The organism is Moraxella atlantae NBRC 14588 (assembly GCF_001591265.1).
In the GTDB taxonomy this organism is placed as follows: Bacteria; Pseudomonadota; Gammaproteobacteria; order Pseudomonadales; family Moraxellaceae; genus Faucicola; species Faucicola atlantae.
On the sequence record NZ_BCUL01000001.1, the window covers coordinates 179,163 to 194,498 of the forward strand.

12 protein-coding genes and 1 pseudogene are annotated in these 15,336 nt (G+C 49.9%); 6 read left to right on the top strand and 7 right to left on the bottom strand.

All coding sequences use genetic code 11. The features are described 5' to 3' along the window. Window positions 1–19: 19 nt before the first annotated feature. The 5 genes and pseudogenes from MA2_RS00785 to MA2_RS00805 all read right to left on the bottom strand — a co-directional run bounded on the left by MA2_RS00785 (window position 20) and on the right by MA2_RS00805 (window position 3,931). Window positions 20–445: an HIT family protein gene (locus MA2_RS00785; protein WP_067055399.1), complete on the bottom strand. Its 426-nt coding sequence runs from the start codon at window positions 443–445 to the stop codon at window positions 20–22. Between the two features lie 23 nt (window positions 446–468). Then, on the bottom strand, window positions 469–1,764 hold the full coding sequence (locus tag MA2_RS00790) for a serine hydrolase domain-containing protein (RefSeq protein ID WP_067054983.1): 1,296 nt from the start codon (window positions 1,762–1,764) through the stop codon (window positions 469–471). Between the two features lie 38 nt (window positions 1,765–1,802). Beyond that, on the bottom strand, window positions 1,803–2,384 hold the full coding sequence (locus tag MA2_RS00795) for a protein-tyrosine phosphatase family protein (RefSeq protein ID WP_143821839.1): 582 nt from the start codon (window positions 2,382–2,384) through the stop codon (window positions 1,803–1,805). Between the two features lie 32 nt (window positions 2,385–2,416). Further along, window positions 2,417–2,710 carry a DUF1315 family protein gene (locus MA2_RS00800; RefSeq protein ID WP_067054988.1) on the bottom strand — a complete coding sequence of 98 codons (294 nt, stop codon included), beginning with the start codon at window positions 2,708–2,710 and terminating at the stop codon, window positions 2,417–2,419. 58 nt (window positions 2,711–2,768) lie between these two features. After that, window positions 2,769–3,931 (bottom strand): annotated as a pseudogene (locus MA2_RS00805) (RNA-guided endonuclease InsQ/TnpB family protein). Between the two features lie 334 nt (window positions 3,932–4,265). Between MA2_RS00805 and MA2_RS00815 the strand changes: the two are divergent. The 3 genes from MA2_RS00815 (at window position 4,266) to MA2_RS00825 (ending at window position 9,490) form a co-directional block, all read left to right on the top strand. After that, a complete protein-coding gene (locus MA2_RS00815) occupies window positions 4,266–6,185 on the top strand; it encodes an Lnb N-terminal periplasmic domain-containing protein (RefSeq protein WP_158080606.1) in 1,920 nt (639 codons plus the stop codon). Between the two features lie 56 nt (window positions 6,186–6,241). Then, window positions 6,242–7,885, top strand: a complete 1,644-nt coding sequence (locus tag MA2_RS00820) for a dipeptide ABC transporter ATP-binding protein (RefSeq protein WP_067054996.1) — start codon at window positions 6,242–6,244, stop codon at window positions 7,883–7,885. 129 nt (window positions 7,886–8,014) lie between these two features. Next, the gene (locus MA2_RS00825; protein WP_079352162.1) at window positions 8,015–9,490 is read left to right on the top strand and encodes a DHA2 family efflux MFS transporter permease subunit; all 1,476 of its coding nucleotides are present in this window, start codon (window positions 8,015–8,017) and stop codon (window positions 9,488–9,490) included. Window positions 9,491–9,591: 101 nt separating this feature from the next. Here the strand turns inward: MA2_RS00825 and MA2_RS00830 are convergent, their stop codons facing one another. Further along, window positions 9,592–10,377 (bottom strand): ferredoxin--NADP reductase, encoded by a 786-nt coding sequence (locus tag MA2_RS00830; protein WP_067054999.1) that lies wholly within the window; start codon window positions 10,375–10,377, stop codon window positions 9,592–9,594. A gap of 277 nt (window positions 10,378–10,654) precedes the next feature. On the opposite strand from MA2_RS00830, the gene tsaA reads away from it, so the two are divergent. From tsaA to MA2_RS00850, 3 genes are all read left to right on the top strand, one after another. Beyond that, window positions 10,655–11,395 (top strand): tRNA (N6-threonylcarbamoyladenosine(37)-N6)-methyltransferase TrmO, encoded by a 741-nt coding sequence (tsaA, locus tag MA2_RS00835; RefSeq protein ID WP_067055009.1) that lies wholly within the window; start codon window positions 10,655–10,657, stop codon window positions 11,393–11,395. A 165-nt stretch (window positions 11,396–11,560) separates the two neighbouring features. Then, the gene (locus tag MA2_RS00845) at window positions 11,561–12,016 is read left to right on the top strand and encodes an MCR_0457 family protein (protein ID WP_211269863.1); all 456 of its coding nucleotides are present in this window, start codon (window positions 11,561–11,563) and stop codon (window positions 12,014–12,016) included. A gap of 160 nt (window positions 12,017–12,176) precedes the next feature. Then, window positions 12,177–13,361 (top strand): D-alanyl-D-alanine carboxypeptidase family protein, encoded by a 1,185-nt coding sequence (locus MA2_RS00850; protein WP_067055017.1) that lies wholly within the window; start codon window positions 12,177–12,179, stop codon window positions 13,359–13,361. 96 nt (window positions 13,362–13,457) lie between these two features. Here the strand turns inward: MA2_RS00850 and MA2_RS00855 are convergent, their stop codons facing one another. Continuing rightward, entirely contained in the window at window positions 13,458–15,302 is a 1,845-nt protein-coding gene (locus tag MA2_RS00855; protein WP_067055019.1) for a sensor histidine kinase, read from the bottom strand. Window positions 15,303–15,336 lie beyond the last annotated feature (34 nt).

Below are 15,336 nucleotides of genomic sequence, written 5' to 3' on the forward strand. Positions count from 1 at the left end.
TGAAGCGTTTAGGCCATTGTTAGATAATGGCAGCTTTTAACTGCTTGGCAAGTTCGGCAAGCCCGTCTGTATCGGCTTTGCGCTCAGCGTGCTGACCCAATGCGTGGATACTGGTCGGGATCAAATGCACATGATAATGCGGCACCGATTGCCCTGCCTGCGCGTGATTAAGCTGCATCTGTACAATGCCGTCACGGTTTAGCACTTGACGTTGAGCTTGCATAACCTTTTGGGCGGTGACAAACACAGCTTGCAAATATTCAGCAGGCATATCAGATAGTTCAACGGCTTGGCATTTTGGAATAACCAGTACGTGCCCGCGTGCCATCGGCATGATATCCATAAATGCTAAGGTTTTGTCGTCTTCATACACAGTAAAATTGGGGATGTCACCGCGCAAGATTTTGGCAAAAATATTGTCGTTGTCGTAGGTTGGCTGTGTCATTGGTGTATCCTGATGGTCTGTGATCAAAGTTGCACGTTATCAAAAAAATCTAAAATCTGCTCGGTTAAAATAAATTGACGCACGTCATTGAGCATGGTGGTGTCATAATTGTGGATAAACGCCACGGCAAGCTGTCGGTGTGGGTCGCACCATGCCATCGAACCATTATAGCCCATATGCCCAAAGCCGTCAGCCACCGTATGTAAACGGCTAAACACACGATGATAGCCAAGCCGCCATTGCATGGTTGCAGGCATGACCTTATCAGGCTGGTTGTTTTGCACCTGCTCTAGCGAGGCAAACACTTCGGGCGTTATCAGCGTGCGTATTTGACCCTCAACCATCCAGTGTCCGCCATTGGCAAGCATCGCGTAGATGGTCGCCAATGCCTGCGCACTGGCAACACCGTTGGCGGCAGGGATTTTGGCTTGCAAGCTGGCAGGGTGATAGTAATTAAATTGGCGGCTGCCTTCGGGTACCAAAGCGGCTTGATAATCGGTAGGCGCAACTCGGCTGGGCGTGAAGTATAGCGCGTTGATAGCTTGGGTATTGAGCACCGCGTCAGTATCGGCAAGGCGTTGCCAATCAGCGTACATTGGCAATTGTTGATAAAAATCCAATGTCGTCGCGCTATCGGTTTGCAATACAGGTTTGCTGCGCGCGCTGTTTGCCGAAGGTGGGCGCAACTGCTGGGCGACTTGCGGCACGATGTCATGCGGTACACCAAAATACACCTGCCCGACCAAGCCCAAGGGGGTAAGCAAATAACGCGTCAATGCCGTTTGCAAATCCAAATCCGTGACGCGCTCAACCAAGCCGCCCAGTATCCAGCCTGACACCAGCGCGCTATAAGCCACGGTAAGTGTGTTGCTGGATTGTGCTGTCATGGCAGCAACATTGGCGACCATTGTTTGCCAATCAAGCATATCTTTGGCGGTCTCGGTGATTTGCTGCACGTCATACAAATTTGCCCGATGGCTCAACACATCGCGTAGGGTGACAGTGTCTTTAGCATTTTGGGCAAAATCCGCCCAATACGCGGCAATTGGCGTGTCATAATCCAACAAACCTTGCGCAACCAAACAATGCACCAAGGTGACCAACACCCCTTTGCCTGTAGAAAAATTCAATGCCAAGGTGTGAGGTGTCCACAGCGTGCGCTCGCCTGTGGCTTTATCGATGGTCGCGGTGCCGTGTGCCAATGCACTGACACATTGCCCACGGTGATAGATAACAAGGCTACAGCCGCCAAGCGGTTGATTTAAGTCAAACCCTTGTAAAAAGCTAGCAAGTTGTTGATTAAGAGCGTTATAATTCATTGTTCTGTATTAAAAATTGTTTAAATAAGCATTCATATCTAACGCGGTACCAACAAACGTTGATACACCGTATCGTATAGCCTGTCTAAACCTGCTGCTTGTCCGCGTGCCAGTGCCGTGTCCATCTTGCGCCCCCGTAGCCAACCTGCACGCAGTGCCACCACCGCGCCTGCATCATCGGCAGTCACGCCATGTAACAGCACCAAATCATCGGCATGCGCCATCAATGCGCGGTCAAAACGCATAATAACAGTTTGCTTTAAGTCATTGATATCACGCACGGGCACCGTATGGTACGCCAAGCCTGCCTCGTGCACCGCTGTTGCCATATCAAACGCCAACACATCGGCAGGGGCAAGGTCAATCACCGCTGCTACCCCATGTATAGGTAACTGCGCCACGCCCTCACGCGTCAAGCCATGCGCCACCCATAGACGTTTTTCGGCTTGTAAAACCTGCCCCCAGTCCTTGGTAGACAAGGCATCGCTTAATGCCGTAAACTCTGCCGAATGCGGCAACACCAACGTCGGCGTGGGCGCGTCGTCATGTGGGTTAAATGCTTCTTGCGGCGTATAGGGGTCATGCGGATCGGGCAAATTATCGTGGGGCAAATCGGTCACCAGTTGTTCCAAACAAATCAAACATCTAAATTTTAACGAAATTTAACGGGGTATTGGGCATTGGGGTCGGGTTGCTGGTTGGGGTAGTGATGGTCATGTTCGATATCGCAGGCATCGGCGTTATTTTTGGCAGGCTTATGGATATAGCCAACGCGATCTTCGACGGGTAAATGCGCGTGTTCCCACACCATTAATGCTTGCATACAGGTGTGACGCTGCGCCTCGGTTAGGCGTTCGCCACTTTCCCAACGCCCAAGCGCGATGGCAGTGCGAAATTTTTCGGCAATCTCAGGCGTTAAGGCGTTTAAAACAGCTTGTGTGTCCATGGTTCCTCACAAAATGGTTCAAATGAGTGTTGGCGATACAATTGACTTCCTCCCCTCCCTAAAGTGAGGGGATTCCTACTGCTAGACGGTCAAGCCCGACCGCAAGAATGTTCTTACTGGCGTTAATATCTCTATCATGCCATGTGCCACACTTTGCACAAGTCTACTGCGAGCATAGCTCTTGTCTTGCGAACGGGCAAAGCAGTGCTTTGCTTATCCGTTCTCATCTCTTATTCGCAAACCTGCTCTACCTTTTGGACTACTGGACATATCGCCACAGCACGAACAAGTTTGGGTAGTGTATCGTTCATTCACGATTTCAAAACGGCAACCTGCATGCTTGCATTTGTAGGTCAGTTGGCGTTTGAGTTCAAACCAACCTGCATCGTAAACCGATTTGGCTAGTTTGCCTTTTTTGCGGCTAAATTGGGTGGTTTTTACATCGCCGACCACGATTAAGGCATTGTTTTTAACTAGCCCTGTGGTGAATTTGTGTATGAGGTCTTGGCGTGTGTTTTTGATTTTGGCATGAATCGCTTTGACACGCTGTTTGTTTTTGGCACGTTGGGCGGTGGCTAACGCTTTGGCATACTTTAGCGTCTGTTTGATGGTGAGTTTGTCACCGTTTGAGGCGGCGGCACTGTCTTTTAAGCCTAAGTCTATGCCGACACTACCTGTTCCACACTCGGTTTTTGGGTATTCTTTAACGGTGATACAGGCATACCAACGGTTACGGCTGTCTTGGACGATTTCGCAGGTGTTTATTTGATATAGGCTAAGATTGTAGCTATCCCATAGGTCGATGATGAGCTTTTTCCCTTTGGCTAAACTAAGCTGTAGGGTTGATTTTAAGCCTTTTTTACCCGTCTGATGAGTAGCCAGTAATTTGATTGCGGATTGCTTAAATGGAATCCAACCTAGGCTTTTACGCTTTGAGTTTGGGTTGTTGGTTCGCCAGTTAAGTTTAGCCTTTTTGAATTGGCGTCGCGATTTGGCGTGAGTTTCATTAATGGCTTGTATGGTTTGAGAATGTAAGCCTAGCAGTTCACCGCTACCTTTGGTGTATTCGTTTAGGTCATAGGCACTAAAAAATTTGCCTGTTTTTTGCAGGTATTTGTAACTCAAGTCATTAACATAGTTCCACACGAAATTGACCAAACCGCTTAGGCGGTTAAGCTTTGCTGTGTGTTTGTCTTTTATGCGTAGCTTGAGGGTTTTCATGGGGTTAGTTTAACATATTTAACAAGTTTCTGTGTGTAAGCATGGTTTCAAAGTTGCCTTATATCCACCGCCTAAAGTCGGTGGTTTTACGGCAACGGAGGATAAAAATTTGGGCAAATCGGCGCACCTGCAAGATACAGGCAAACACCACGCGCTGAACGCCCAAATGGCAAAACAAGGTTTTACTTTGCTGATAGATGCCTTTAATATAGCAAACATCGGGTCATATTGACGCGTCAGTGAGCAAACATGTTGAGCAGGTTTTTGTCAAGTATTTCACTAACCACAAAGCATCGGGCAAATTATGCAGCAGCAGTCATCTTTAAACAAAGCAATGCAACCACATAAAAAAATCCCTGCAACCAATCGGCGCGTATTCTGGCTTAGTCTGGCTTTGGCAGCCAGCCATTTATTGACAACCAACGCACACGCTAAACCCACCATGCCGACCGCAGCCAGTGCCACTAGCGCGCCAACCACGCTTGCCGACGCGCGTAAGCAGGCCCAAGCGCAAGACTTGGCGCATTCTACCGCTTGGTTGCGGCTGCTGTATTACCCAACGCCGTATCGTACTGGCAGCGTTAGCCGTGTTGCTACCGCCAATAATTCACTTGCCAATCAGCAGGCGTTTTTCGCCAGTCCCGATGGTGGGCATGACCCTGCGGCAGAATTACAAGCCACCCTCGGGGCGATGTTCATGCCAAACCCAACGCCTGATGCGTCGGTGTATTGCCGTATGCCTGCGCGCGTGCATTGGTTAAAAACCACGCTTGCCATTCCCGATCATGTGTTGCCGTCTGCTGAGTGTCCGACGTTGGCGCGTTGGCAAGCCAATTTGGCGGCACAGGGTGCGTCAATTATCTTTGCTGACGAATACTTGGCCGATCCACAATCGGCGTTCGCGCACAGTTTTTTGCGGTTTGATACGCCAGACCCTGCGCGCGCAACTTATCTTAATTATACGCCAAAAAAGACCGATGGGGAAAGCTTTGCCAAATTTACCTACAAGGCGGTGATCGCAGGTACGCCAGGTGAATTTACCTTGAACAATTATGCCCAAAAAATCACAGGCTACACCGAAGAACAAGGGCGCAACGTGTGGACGTATCGGCTCAATTTATCGCCTGCCGAAGTCGAGCAGCTGACCCGACAAGTATGGGAGATTCAAGGGCAAAATCTGACGTATAAGTTGCTGTCGGATAATTGCGCGTCAGAGATTTTGGCACTGTTGGACGCGCTGCGCCCACGGGGTGATTTGCTAAACGGGCTACAGCCTTTGGTCGCACCTGCCCAAATCGTACGGCACTTGGCGGCGAATGCGCTTTTAACCACGCGTGAGTTTGTGCCATCACGCGTTGCCCGTGAGCAGACAGTGCGTAATACCAAGGTTTTAAAAGCAGTAAACGCAGACAGCGAGCCGTATGGCGCGCCACTTGCGCCTAACTCACACGCGTTACAAAATACACCACAGCAAGGTAGCCGCAGTGATCCCTTGCTGGCAAACCCATTGCAACAGGTGAGTGTGGGTGTAGAACAGGTCAAAAACCGCAACACGCATGACGCGCTGACGCTGGGCTATCGGATGGTGTATCATGACGCGCTTGACAAGCCTGATGGCTATCCCATCGGCGCGGCATTAACCGCACTGTCAGGTGAGCTGCGTGTCCCCACCAATCAGCGCGGCCAGCATGACAGCGTTGAATTCAATCACATAACCATCATGCAAATGCGCGCCCTAAACCCTGTCAATACCGCCAAACAAGGCAATAGCTGGGGGGCAAAATTCAGCCTTGAGCGCGTACAAGATGGTATTCGCCACGATGATGGTGGCGACATTGTAGGCAATTTATCGGGCGAGTATGGCAAAAGTTGGGCATACGGCACACCACGCGCGCCAGCGGATTTACCGCCCAATATTTGCTATGCACTCGGTACGGCAGCGTTGCAAGGTGGACGCGGTTTGTATCATGGCTATCGCGCAGGTATCGGCGCGACGGGCAGCTGCTTACAACAGATCAGTCCCGATTGGCGCGCGCTTGCCACGTTTGATCTGCCGCTGTGGTTAGCAGGCGATAACAAGCACGAACGCTATGCCCAGCCGCGCGTAGAGTTTGGCACACAATACGATTTTGACCGCCACAACGCCTTGCGCGTCACGCTATCACGACAGTGGACGCTTGATCACGGTTTTAAACAAGTGGCGGATACAACGCAAGATAGCATTGGCTTACGTTATCTGCGTTATTTTGATTAAGGGCGCGCGGCTGGTGGCTCAACGAACATTTAGTCGTTAGGGGAAACTATTTAAGCATGGGTGAATTGCTCAAAGTAAAAAACTTAACGATACAAACTGCCTATCAAACGCTTGTCAAAAATCTATCCTATACGCTGAACGCAGGCGAGACGTTGGCCTTGGTCGGTGAATCGGGTTCGGGCAAATCGTTGTCGAGCCTTGCGTTGCTTGGCCTGTTGCCAGCAAGCTTGCAAGTCACGGGGCAGGCATGGCTTGATGATAAACCGCTACCCATCAATCCCACGCCCATTGGGCCTGCCCAATTAAGCCGCGCCCAACATCGCCGTAATGAACACCAATGGCGGCAGATTCGCGGACGGCAAATTGGCATGGTGTTTCAAGAACCGATGACCGCGCTTAATCCTTTGCACACCGTTGGCAAGCAGCTAGGCGAGAGTTTGGCATTGGCAGGCGTGGTAAAAGCTAAGCGGCGCGCGCAGGCGTTGCAGTTACTTAAGCAAGTTCAGCTTACCGATGGTGCGGACAAATTGGCGCGTTATCCGCATGAATTATCGGGTGGACAACGCCAACGTGTTGTGTTGGCACTGGCACTGGCACAGCAGCCGCAAGTACTCATTGCCGATGAGCCAACCACTGCGCTGGATGTGACCTTACGGCACGATATATTGGCACTCATGCAGCGTCTGACAGCCGAGCGCGGCATGGCGCTGCTGCTGATTAGCCATGATCTTAAACTGGTGCGTCGCTATAGCGATCGCATTGCCGTCATGCAGGCAGGGTGTATTGTTGAGCAGGGCGATACCGTTGCACTATTTGCTAATCCGCAGCACAGCTACACGCGCGCCTTGATGACGCAAGAATTTGGCACGCCATTGACAGTCGAGCAGGACGCGCCGACAGTGCTCAGCGTGCAAGATGTCGGCGTACATTATGTGCGTCGTCAGTATATTTGGCAGTCGCCGCAGGTGCTGACCACACTGGCAGCGGTGAGTTTTAGCTTGCATCAAGGCGAAGCCTTGGGTATTGTAGGCGAGTCGGGTTCGGGTAAGACAACACTGGCACGCGCATTGCTCAAGTTGTTGCCACGACAGGCGCAGGTAGCGGGGCAAGTGAGGTTAGCAAACGCCCATCTGCCCGCAACGCCCAATCTTTTAACCTTAAACCAACGCCAGTTTAGACCGTATCGTCGTGCGTTGCAGTTAGTCATGCAAGACCCTTATGCCAGTCTCAATCCGCGCATGGATGTGCAGACACTGGTTGCCGAAGGTTTGGTGTTGGCTGATGGTAGCTTGTCGACAACCACGCGCCAGCAGGCAGTACAGGAAGCATTGGCGTTGGTGCAGCTACTGCCTGAGATTGCCCAGCGTTATCCACATGAGCTGTCAGGCGGGCAGCGGCAGCGCGTGGCATTGGCGCGTGCGTTGGTCATGCGTCCGCAGATTTTGCTGCTTGATGAGCCGACCGCCGCCCTAGACAGTCAAACGCAGGTATTGGTGGTGAAGCTGCTGCGTGATTTGCAGGCGCGGCTTGGTATGAGCTATATTTTTATCAGTCATGATTTGCAAGTGGTCAAGGCGTTGTGCCAACGCATTTTGGTGTTAAAAGACGGGCAAATGGTTGAAATAGCAACCACCCAAGATTTGTTTGATCATCCGCAATCACCGTATACGCAAGCATTGATCCAATCGATAAAGGTTTAGCCAATGGCAGGCACGTCGGCAGATTTATTGTCCCTCGATGTCATCATACCTTGTTATAATGTCTAAGTTGTCGGCAAAAAACCGATTATCTTGATCTAAAAGCCCAGCAGAAGCACGCATAAAAACGCAATGCCAGAGACTAACTTAAACCATCACCTGACGACTGCCAAAGACAGTGATCAGCCGACACTGCCTACACTGTCATCCGTGCAACAAAAATTTTTGCCTGTGGTAGTCGCCATCGCGCTATTTATGCAGATTTTGGATGCAACTGTGCTCAACACGGCGTTGCCTGCGATGGCGCGTGACCTCAATCAGCCTGCGCTGTCGATGCAGTGGGCGGTGATTAGCTACGCGCTGACGTTGGCGATTTTTACCCCGATTAGCGGCTTTATCGCTGATAAATACGGTACACGCACCACGTTTTTGGTCGCTATCAGCGTGTTTAGTGTGGGTTCGTTGATGTGCGCGATTTCACCCACATTGGGTAGTTTGATTTTTGCCCGTGTCGTGCAAGGGCTTGGTGGGGCATTGCTGATGCCTGTTGCGCGGCTCACACTGATTAAAAGCTATCCGCGTGAGCAGATGCTATCGGTGATGAATTATGCTGTCATGCCTGCGTTGGTCGCGCCTGTGGTTGGTCCGTTGGTTGGTGGTTATTTGGTTGAGTGGGCAAGTTGGCATTGGATTTTTTTGATCAATTTGCCGATGGGGTTACTTGGCTTGTGGGTCGGGCTTAAGCTGATGCCGCAATACTTGCAGCGCAATCCGAGTATGGATTTGCTGGGATTTTTGTTGTTTGGCAGTTCGATGGCATGTTTTACTTTCGCGCTAGAATTTGTCAATAACATCAGTGCGGAAAAGCCACAAACGAGCATTTTTGCAGCCATGGTGGCAGGGCTTGCGGTGGCGTTATTGGTCGGCTACTATTACCACGCCAAGCATTCTGAGGCGCGTAACGGACAGCAGCCATTGTTTGGGCTGGATTTGTTTATGGTGCGCACGTTTCGTGTCGGATTACTTGGCAATTTGCTGACGCGACTTGGCATGAGCGCAATCCCGTTTTTACTGCCGCTGTTGCTACAGGTGGTGCTTGGCTATAGCCCGTCGCAGGCAGGTTGGATGCTTGCGCCGATTGCGATTGGTTCACTGGTGATTAAGCCACTGGTAACGCGGATTGTACGCCGCTTTGGCTATCGGCGTACGCTGGTGATCAATACGACAATTATCGGGCTTAATATTATGCTGTTGTCGCAATACAATCAGCACACGCCACTTTGGCTGAGTATTCCGCTACTGACCTTCATGGGGGCGTGCAATTCGCTGCAATTTAGCGCGATGAATACCATTAGCATTGCGCGGCTGCGTCCGTATCAGACCAGTAGCGGTAACAGTCTGCTCTCTGCCAATCAGCAACTGGCGATTAGCTTTGGCATTGGGCTTGGCGCGTCGGTGCTGCACTTACTTACGCCTGCGCGCGCAAGCCTTGCCCAAACCCAAGTCGCGTTTTCGCATGCGTTTTTGCTATTGGGCATTTTGACGATCTTGTCGGGTTTGTATTTTTTGCGTTTGCATCCGCGTGACGGGGTAGGTTTATATCATTAATGTTAAAAATATTTTAAAATGCGTGTAAAAAAAGGGTAAGCACACAGGCTTACCCTTATGCACCAATCTTTTTTGATGCACTTTTTTAAAATCGCCAAATATTATTGCTCAACAAACGCGCGCTCAACGACATAATCACCCGTGCCACCCATACGCGGTGAGCATTTGAGCCCGTATTCATCAAGCAACGCGGCAACATCTTTGTTCATTGATGGGCTGCCGCAAATCATCGCGCGGTCATCGGTTGGGTTCATCGGAGGCAAGCCGATATCCTCAAACAATTTACCTGAGCGCATGAGGTTGGTCATACGGCCTTCGTTGCGAAACGGTTCGCGCGTTACGGTTGGGTAGTAGATAAATTTGTCTTTGACGTAATCGGCAAGGTATTCATCGTTGAATAGCTCACGCTCAAAGCGTTCACGGTAGCCCAGTTCACTAACATAACGCACGCCGTGCACCAAAATCACTTTGTCAAAACGCTCATACACTTCAGGGTCACGGGTGAGGGACAAAAACGGCGCAAGCCCTGTACCTGTCGAGAGCATGTATAAATGTTTGCCAGGGTTTAGGTCATCTAGCACCAATGTGCCTGTTGGTTTTTTGCTAACCAACAAGGTATCGCCAACCTTGATGTGTTGCAACACCGAGGTCAAAGGGCCATCGGGTACTTTAATTGAGTAAAACTCCAACTCTTCATCATAATTGGTGCTGGCAATCGAGTAGGCACGCATCAGCGGCTTGCCGTCAATCTCAAGCCCAATCATGGCAAATTCGCCATTGCGAAACCGCAGCCCATCGTTGCGCGTGGTTTTGATGGTAAACAACGTGTCATTCCAATGGTGCACATAGGTGACGGTTTCTTGGTAAAATTTGGATAAATTCGACATATGCCCTGCCTGTTGGTCGTGTGCGTTGGGGCAAGATCGCTAATGATCCCAAACGCTACTCAATATCATTATCATTGGCAAAAACGGCAACACCACACAGGCTCACCGCCGTGATATGCCTTGTCATTGCCTTGCTAGAATAAAACGCGTATCATAACAAATTTTGCCTTGTCTTGCGATTTTATCCGCGCAAAAAGTCATAATAAATTGGCATATCGTTAGTAAAAAATGCGTTAAACCATGAGGCAGTCTGTAAGCGTGACCACGTTGGCTTGTTATGAATCACATTGAGTTACCGATTATTGGCTATGTGCGCTCACCGTTGGTACAAAAATTTGGCATTCCACGCCAGCCAAATTTGGTGAATGTACGCGCGCAGCTTGAGTTTGTCCCACCGTTTGGCAATCCACAGGCGTTTGTCGGTATTGAGCAATTTAGCCATCTGTGGGTGATTTGGCAGTTTCACCAAGTGTTGCATGACACACCGTCTGGTGTAGCAGGGCAAAATTTTCGCCCACAGGTGCGTCCGCCGCGCTTGGGCGGTAACGCCAAAATCGGCGTATTTGCCAGTCGCAGTATGTTTCGCCCATCAGGGCTTGGCTTGTCTGTGGTGCAGCTGGCAGGCATGCAGGTGGTGGATGGGCAAACGCAGCTTGATATCATCGGCGCGGATATGGTCGACGGCACACCTGTGGTTGATGTCAAGCCCTATCTAGCCTACAGTGACTGCGTGGCAGCAACCAGTGGTTATGCGGACACGCCGCCTGGTCATAAGCTTGTAACGTGGCAGGCGCAAGCACAAATGCAGCTTGACCAGTTGATACAAATAGGCGCGTTGGCACACGACGATGGCGCGATTATTCACGCGCTGATCGCGCAAGACCCGCGCCCTGCATACCGCAAGCACGATGACGGGCGCGTGTATAGCGTGCGCTATGGCAAAATTGATGTGGATTTTGTGCCCGATGCGCAAGGCTTGGCGGTGGTAGCATTGCGTGAATGTGATTGGTCAAATTGATGGGTACAAAAGGGCAGGGGGCATAACAAAAAAAAACACGCCAATTCTTACCCAAATTTTACCCACCGACAACAATACGTGAAAATGTGATTTTGCGCTGTTTTTTTGCCGCCAATGTTGGCACAATAGCGCATTGAATTTGTCGTCATGTATTTGGAAATCACCATGCAACATCGCCGTTTATTCAGTGCTTTTAGTCTTGCTGTCATGGCAACCATCGCCGTTCTACCTGCGCATGCTGCCAGCAAGAAAGCCAAACCTGTCGCCCAACCCGTCAGCCAAGCAGCCGATAGTCAAGCGCAAAACCCCAATCACGTTACCATTGATTTGTCAGAAGTTGGTCCAACCAAAAACGAAGTGGCGATGTTACAGGTCATCTCTGAGATGTGTCCACCAATGCTCAACGCCAAACAGCGCACCAACTTTGCCAAGGCGTACAACACCGAGCTACAAAACTTGATGCCAACCATCAGCGAGCCCAAAGCCGCTGTGCAGTACCTATCCACCCAAGCCGATTATCAACAGATTTTAAATGATACCCGTCAGTGGCTGCTCAGCTTTCCCAAAGCCGATAACCAACAAATGTGCTTTGAATTGGCAGAGTCGGGTATGGGTGAATGATCTCGATTGTGCACGGTCAAAAATGAGCTAAATCGCAAAAAATTCCAGTAAGTGTTTGTATTGCGCAACGTTTTGTTTTATCCTTTAGCAGTTTTTTATTGATGTCTTAAATTGATGTTTTAAAACGTTGCGTCAAATTTTGTGCCACTGAGTTAATTGTATGAATGCGTTGTCCGTTGTACCTGCTAAATCGAGTAATTTTGTCAAATATGCCAGTGTTAGCCTAGCCGTTGTGCTGCCCACCGCGCTGGCGCAAGCTGCCATCACCCCACCAACGCTTGATAACGCTGCGTATGTGTTGATGGATTACGACACAGGCACGATTTTGGCACAAAAAAATGCCGAGCAGCCGCTACCGCCTGCCTCATTGACCAAAATGATGACCAGCTACCTCATCGAGCAGCGGTTGCTACAAGGCAAGCTCAAAGAAGATGAGCCCGTGCTGATGACCCCCGACGCATGGTGTCGCGGTAGCAGTGAAGAGTCGTGCATGTATGTCGATGTCAATCAGACCGCGCCCGTGATCGATATGCTCAAAGGCATCATCATCGTATCGGGGAATGACGCTGCCAAGGCGATGGCGCAGCACATTGCAGGCAGTGAGACCTCCTTTGCTGACTTAATGAATGCTGAAGCCAAAAAAATCGGCATGACTCACACCCACTTTATGAACGCCACAGGCATGCCAGCCGATGGTCATGAAGCGTCAGCGCATGATTTGGCGTTGTTATCAAAAGCCATTATTCACAATAGCCAAAAATATTACCCACTATATAGCCAGCGCGAATTTACCTACAATAACATCAAACAGGGCAACCGCAACGTGTTGCTTTACAGCGATAAAACGGTTGATGGGCTGAAAACAGGACACACCAACGATGCAGGTTTTTGCTTAGCTGCCTCAAGCAAGCGCGGTAACATGCGCTTAATCTCGGTGATTTTGGGCACCAAATCTGCCGAAGAACGCGGCAAACAGTCGCGTGAATTGCTTGATTGGGGCTTTGGCCACTTTACCACCAAAGTTGCTGCACCTGCCAACCAAATGATGGGCACGATTCCAGTCAAATACGGTCAAGCCGATGCTGTCAATGTGGTGACGCAAAACAATTTACAAGTGTTGTTGCCAAAAATTGAAGAGGATAATGTCAAAACTGTGGTGAGCCTTAATCCCAACGTGGCAGCGCCCGTCAAAGCAGGACAGCCTGTTGGTAAAATGACGGCAACGCTCAACGGCAAGCCTGTCGCTTCGGTTAATTTGGTCGCACAGTCTGCGGTTGAAGAGTCGGGATTTTTCACCCGTATCTGGCAGCATATCGCTGGCTTTTTCCAAGGCTTGTTTGGCTAACTTGTGCCAACTTTTTTGATAAAAGTCTAGCGATATGCCCACGTGATAAGCGGCTTAGTCAATCATGGCTAGGTCGTTTTAATTGCTGACAACTTGTCATAACAAATACGATGCCAGGTGTTGGGCAAGCTGCCTAAGTTCAGCATTACTCACATCGGTGCTAATAGCTTGCAAGTGATCAATGCCATTAATTTGCAACAGATCAATTTGGCGCGCCGTTAGCTTGTGATAGTAATAAATCACCAAGATACGGCGATTGGTCTGTTGGCGACGTAACTGGCTTAGCAGCGTGTTGGCTTGTTCAAAGTCAATCGATGGGCAAATCAGCAACGCATCAAACGGCTGCTGCAAAAGCTGATCGAGTAGATTGTGCGGCTGTTCATACACCGCGACCTGCGCACCTAACCCGATAAGATAGTTGGCAGCTGAATTGCATGGATGATCGCTTAGCCATAGGGCAAGCTGAAAACCCTGCAACAGCTTGCGTTCATCACGGTTTTGCCAGTCTAGCAGCACCATGGACACGATAACAGTCGTGCCTTGCCCAAGCTCACTGCTCACCTCGATACTCGCGCCGATCAAATCTGCCAGTTTTTTGACCAAAAATAACGCATTGCTGTAAGGGTGGTGCAGCACGATCGGCGCAGGTTCTGCTTCAAAAAACGGATCAAATAGCTGATTGATATGCTTTTGGGTAATGCCTACGCCTGTGTCTTGAATTTGCAATGTCCAACGAATACGGTGCTCAAAGTGCTGCAGTTGAGAGCTTACCAACACCTTGCCTTGCTCAGTAAACTTAATGGCATTATCAACAAACGATGATATGATGGTGGTAATCTTGCCTGCATCGCCCTCAAGGCGGTAATCGGCGTGGTAGGTTTTGAGGGTGAGCGTCAGACCTTTTTGCTCGGCAAACGGCTGATAGTTGTTGATGACTTCTTCAAGCAATTGATTGGGATTAAAATACGCCAAATCCACGCCCGTCTGCCCACGCTCAATACGAATTAGTTGGATAATTTGGTCAAGCTTGCTATCAACCGTCTGCATGCTCATGCCAATCACATTGACCGCGTCTTGTTGTTCTTCCGTCAGATAATGGCTTTGCAACAGCTCAAGACCCGTATTGACATGCCTAATGGCGGTTTTAAATTCATGCGTTAGCAGATTTTGAAAACTTGAAAACTGCTGCATCTGCGCCAGCTGCTGCTGTTTGAGTGTTTGCGTATCGGTTTTAAGCTGCTGAAGCTCAGCTTGTAGCCGCGCTTGACGATGCAGGCTATGCAACAAGGTGCGCTCGATCAGTAGCGCAGAACTGTCCTCTTGTAAACTGGCGTAACGGCTTAAATCAACAGGTTTGTCTGCCAAAACTTGCTTGCTGATTTTTTCAATGGCAGGCAGGTGCTCGGTCATGCGCTTAGCTAGACGCAAGATGTACCACATCAACAAGCCATCAAGCACCAACATCACCAAACACGGCAACCAAATGTTGTGTAGCCACTGCTGACGAATACGCGTTAGGTTTAATGTGGTCTTGACGTAGCCGTACACCTGTTGGGCTTGCGTTTGGTCATGGCTAGAACTCAGCACTACAGGCTGATTAAAGCTCATGTAGTCATTAAAAAGAATCGCCAACGGGTGCGCGCGGTTATTAGATTTGGGAATTGCCACATTGGCAGGGGTGGCAAAAAAAGCCGCGTTTTCAATCTCGGGAAATAGCTGCAGCAGGTTTTCGATTTGGCGTTGGTGTAGCGGTGCGTGACTGCTTGCAACATCACGCGCCAATAGCTGGTTGATACGCTCAATGTGGCGCACCTCGCAGTGTAGCGTCAAATACAGATCACTGACCAAAAACGTCAGCATACACAGCACAAACACCAGTTGCGTTGGCAAGATCAAAAACCAACGCACCAAATCTTTGTGGGTAAGCGAACGACGTGTCATAGATTGCTATTGGGATTGCTGTTGGGATTGCCGT

Excerpts from the sequence above, each read along its gene's own strand:
- MA2_RS00845 (WP_211269863.1), top strand. The coding sequence starts at position 11,561 with ATGCAACATCGCCGTTTATTCAGTGCTTTTAGTCTTGCTGTCATGGCA.
- MA2_RS00785 (WP_067055399.1), bottom strand. The coding sequence starts at position 445 with ATGACACAGCCAACCTACGACAACGACAATATTTTTGCCAAAATCTTG.
- MA2_RS00820 (WP_067054996.1), top strand. The coding sequence starts at position 6,242 with ATGGGTGAATTGCTCAAAGTAAAAAACTTAACGATACAAACTGCCTAT.
- MA2_RS00825 (WP_079352162.1), top strand. The coding sequence starts at position 8,015 with ATGCCAGAGACTAACTTAAACCATCACCTGACGACTGCCAAAGACAGT.
- MA2_RS00830 (WP_067054999.1), bottom strand. The coding sequence starts at position 10,377 with ATGTCGAATTTATCCAAATTTTACCAAGAAACCGTCACCTATGTGCAC.
- MA2_RS00850 (WP_067055017.1), top strand. The coding sequence starts at position 12,177 with ATGAATGCGTTGTCCGTTGTACCTGCTAAATCGAGTAATTTTGTCAAA.
- MA2_RS00815 (WP_158080606.1), top strand. The coding sequence starts at position 4,266 with ATGCAACCACATAAAAAAATCCCTGCAACCAATCGGCGCGTATTCTGG.
- MA2_RS00790 (WP_067054983.1), bottom strand. The coding sequence starts at position 1,764 with ATGAATTATAACGCTCTTAATCAACAACTTGCTAGCTTTTTACAAGGG.
- MA2_RS00800 (WP_067054988.1), bottom strand. The coding sequence starts at position 2,710 with ATGGACACACAAGCTGTTTTAAACGCCTTAACGCCTGAGATTGCCGAA.
- MA2_RS00855 (WP_067055019.1), bottom strand. The coding sequence starts at position 15,302 with ATGACACGTCGTTCGCTTACCCACAAAGATTTGGTGCGTTGGTTTTTG.
- tsaA (WP_067055009.1), top strand. The coding sequence starts at position 10,655 with ATGAATCACATTGAGTTACCGATTATTGGCTATGTGCGCTCACCGTTG.